This is a genomic window from uncultured Oscillibacter sp. (assembly GCF_947654275.1).
In the GTDB taxonomy this organism is placed as follows: Bacteria; Bacillota; Clostridia; order Oscillospirales; family Oscillospiraceae; genus Oscillibacter.
The window spans coordinates 1-3,472 of the sequence record NZ_CANTJS010000102.1; the positions used below are offsets into that span (position 1 = coordinate 1).

Annotated in this window: 3 protein-coding genes; all 3 read left to right on the top strand. The window is 62.3% G+C overall.

Annotated elements, in window-relative coordinates:
* The first annotated feature begins 171 nt into the window (after positions 1–171).
* Positions 172–1,530: an O-antigen ligase gene (locus Q0063_RS14460; RefSeq protein WP_297872658.1), complete on the top strand. Its 1,359-nt coding sequence runs from the start codon at positions 172–174 to the stop codon at positions 1,528–1,530.
* A 510-nt stretch (positions 1,531–2,040) separates the two neighbouring features.
* A complete protein-coding gene (locus Q0063_RS14465) occupies positions 2,041–2,835 on the top strand; it encodes a TrmB family transcriptional regulator (protein ID WP_297872659.1) in 795 nt (264 codons plus the stop codon).
* A gap of 11 nt (positions 2,836–2,846) precedes the next feature.
* The coding region (locus tag Q0063_RS14470) for a TrmB family transcriptional regulator (protein ID WP_297872660.1) at positions 2,847–3,472 on the top strand (626 nt) is incomplete at its 3' end.

Consider the following 3,472-nt stretch of genomic DNA (forward strand, 5'->3'; position numbering starts at 1 on the left):
GTCTCCTGAATCCCTCGGATATTTGTACTATTCTTGAAAATTGATTTCCCTGCCTTTGCTGGGGCCTTCCTTGACAGGGGTTGCAACTGCGGATATAATGCATGGTAAATGCCGCCTCCGGGGCCTGTTCCCCTGTGCTCCCGGAGTGTTTTGACAAAGGAGGGAGGACCCATGCCCCAAAGAGCCCAATGGAGGCTGGAATCTCTGCTGGACAGCAGCGCGCCCCTCTGCCTGGCCCTGGCCCTGGTTATCCTCTCTCTGACCGGCGTGGGAAACGTGAAAACGGCAAGCCTCGCGGGACTGATTCTCTGCGGGGCGGGTCTGACCCGGGAGACCGCCAGGACAGACCTGTGGGTTCTGGTTCCGCTGATGGTCTATGATCTGGCTGCCCTGGCCTCATCCTGGGCGGCCTACGGAAACATCGTGGACGGTTACGGCGCGATGCACGGCCTTTTTCCTGTGCTCTATCTGCTGGCGTCCTGTCTGGACAGCCGGGAACAGCGCCTGTTGCGGAGCTGCTGCCTCCTCTGGGCGGGGGCGGCGGCGGTTGCGGGAATCGGCCGCTTTGCCTTTCAGGTCATTGTTCAGGGCTGGGCCATCCGGATGTCCGGCCTGCTGGGCAACCCCAACGCCATGGGCATCTTTCTGGTAATGGGCTGGTTTCTTCTGATGCACTGCGACGAGGAGGACCGGAGGCCGGGCCTGCTCCGGCTGGAGCCGGTTCTGCTGATGGCCCTGGCGCTGACCCTGTCTATGGGCAGCTTCGCGGCCATGGCCGCCGGAATCATGGTGCTGCTGCTGGAGAAGAAACAAAACGCCTCCTGGCGGGAGACGGTCCGCTTCATCTGCCCTGTTCTGGCCCGGGCCGTCCTGGGGGTGGGGACGGGCCTGCTGACCTATCTGGCGGCGGCGCGGACCGGTGTTCCCTGGCTCTGCCTGCTTCCGCTGGCCTATGGAGGAGCCGCGGCGGCGGGCTGGGGGTCCTTCAGGCGCTGGCTGAACGCCCGGCCTCCAATGGCGCTCCTGATTGCCTCCGCGGGATTTCTGGTGGCGGCTGCCGCCGTTGCCGTCCGGCCCAGCGCCGCCGCCACCTTTTCCGAGCGGCTGGAGATGATGGCCAGCGGCCTGCGCTATCTTCCGGCGGAGCCCCTCTGGGGCGTCGGCCCCCTGCAGTGGAGGCTGCTGGACCTGAACGACGGCGGCAAATATTTCAACACCTGGCACATCCACAATATCCCCCTCCACGTCGGCGTGGAAATGGGCTGGATTGCCATGGCCGCCATTGTCCTGGCCGGGCTCCGGGGACTGGGGAGGAAACAGTCCCCGCCTCTGCGGGCGGGAACCGCCGCCTTCCTCTTCCACAATCTGATGGACACCAGCTTTTTCTATCTGGGCATCACGGCCCTGGCGCTGACGGCTGAAAGCCAGCCGGAGGCCGGGGGGAGGACCCTGGGCGGCAGAGCGGTGAAGGCTGTCTTTGCCCTGTTTGGGCTCTTGTTTCTATACAGTTTGTATTTCGACTTTCGATAAATACAAAACGGACCAAAAACCGGTGCCCTCCGCTTTTCGGATACGGCGCGTTCCGTTTCCAGCCGCCCGGCGTCCATCCATCTCAAATGCTCCAAACTCCGCCCGACCCTTCTGAAAAACCTCCAACCGTCCGGAAGCTCTCCGCGTTCCCGCGGGGAGCTTTTCTGTTTTCCGGCAGCCGTCGCGGACCGTTGAAAAGCCCTTCACAGGGCCGGTTCCGCCCGGCGGGAGCGGCAATGGCCGGGGGTTCCGGCTCGGTTCCCCTCTCAGACAGGAAAAATACCTGGCTTTTTGGCGGGAAACGCATTATAATGGTGCTGATACAGTCAGCACAGCTAAAAATCGGTATAGACCGGTTCAGACAGCGGCAAAGCCGCTGTCTGAACCCCTGTGCCGGCTATGAAGTCCACCGCAAGGCCGTTTTGCGGCCTGTGCGGCGACTCTACCAAAACGTTTCCCCTCCCGGCGTCCGGTTTCAGGGGGGAAACAGCCGTAAGGAGGCCGGATGAGATGGACGACCCCATCAAAAGCCTGACCGAATTGGGCTTCACGGAGGACGAGGCCAAGGCCTACTGCGTCCTGCTGGAGGATTCCCCCCTCTCGGGCTACGCGGTGGCCCAGCGGGCGGACATTTTCCGCGCCCACATCTACGAGGTTCTGAGCAGCCTGTACCGGAAGGGCTGCATTACTGTCAGCTACAGCAGCGCGTCGGAGTACGCGGCCATTCCCTACCAGCAGATGCTGGCCAATGTCTCCCGGGCCTCTGAGGAAAACCGCCGGGAGGCCGTCAGGCAGGCGGCGGACTTTACAAAGGAGGGCAGGCGGGACGACATCATATGGAACCTGTATTCCGCCCGGGATATTTACAGCACCCTGTCCCGGCTGATCTCGGATACCGGGGACTATATTCTCATGAAGCTCTGGGCCAGGGACCTGTCGGTCATCGAGGACTCTCTGGCCGCTGCCGCCGGTCGGGGGGTGGCGCTGCATCTGGTGGTTCTGGGCAGCTATCAGACTTCCGCGTTCCCCTTTTTCTGCCACCCCGGCTGCTCCGAGGAGGAGGACGGGACCCCCTACCGAAAAATCAGCGCGGCGTTTGGAAACCGCGAGGTCCTCTGCGGCACGCTGTCCGACACCCGGCAGAGCTTCTGCGCCCACACCAGGAACTACTGCCTGCGGGTGCCGGTCTACTCCCAGCTTCTCTATGACCTGGACATTGCGGAGCTGTACCGCCGGGACACAGACGGGCACCTGACGGAGGCGTACGGCGGGGACCTTATCAAATTACGAAGAAAGTATTTGTGAGAGATTGCGTCATGTATGATAAAAAACTGCTGGATACCCTGATTTCCATAGGGTTTACCCAGAACGGGGCCAAGGCCTATATGGTGCTTTTGGAGGAAGCCCCCTTGAGCGGATACGCCGTGGCGCTGCGGTCCGGGGTAACCCGCGCCCGCATTTACGACGCCCTGAACCGCCTGGAGGAGCTGGGCTGCGTCCGCGCCAGACCCGGCCGCCCCGTCACCTATATCCCCGTTCCCATCGAGGAAATTGTCTCCGCCCAGCGGGAGCGGGAGCAGACGCGGCTGGAGGCGGCGGAACGGGCCCTGTCTCAGGTGGAGCGGAAAAACACATCCCTGGACAGCATGATGTGTATGACCGGCTACAATACCATCATGCAGGGCATTCGCTCCAGCATTGAACGGGCCAGGGAGAAGATTCTGCTGTATATCCGGAAAGAGGAATACGAAATTCTGGCCGGGCCCATGCGGGCGGCGACGGAACGGGGCGTGCGCATTCTGATTGTGTTCGCGGTGGAGCATGAAACGGACGTTGTCTGCGATTTTGCCGAGGACTGCACCTATGTTCAGCGCCTGCACTCCGAACAGGCCCGGCAGGGAAACCGGTGGACCATCATCACCCAGGACGGTCAGACCGGCTT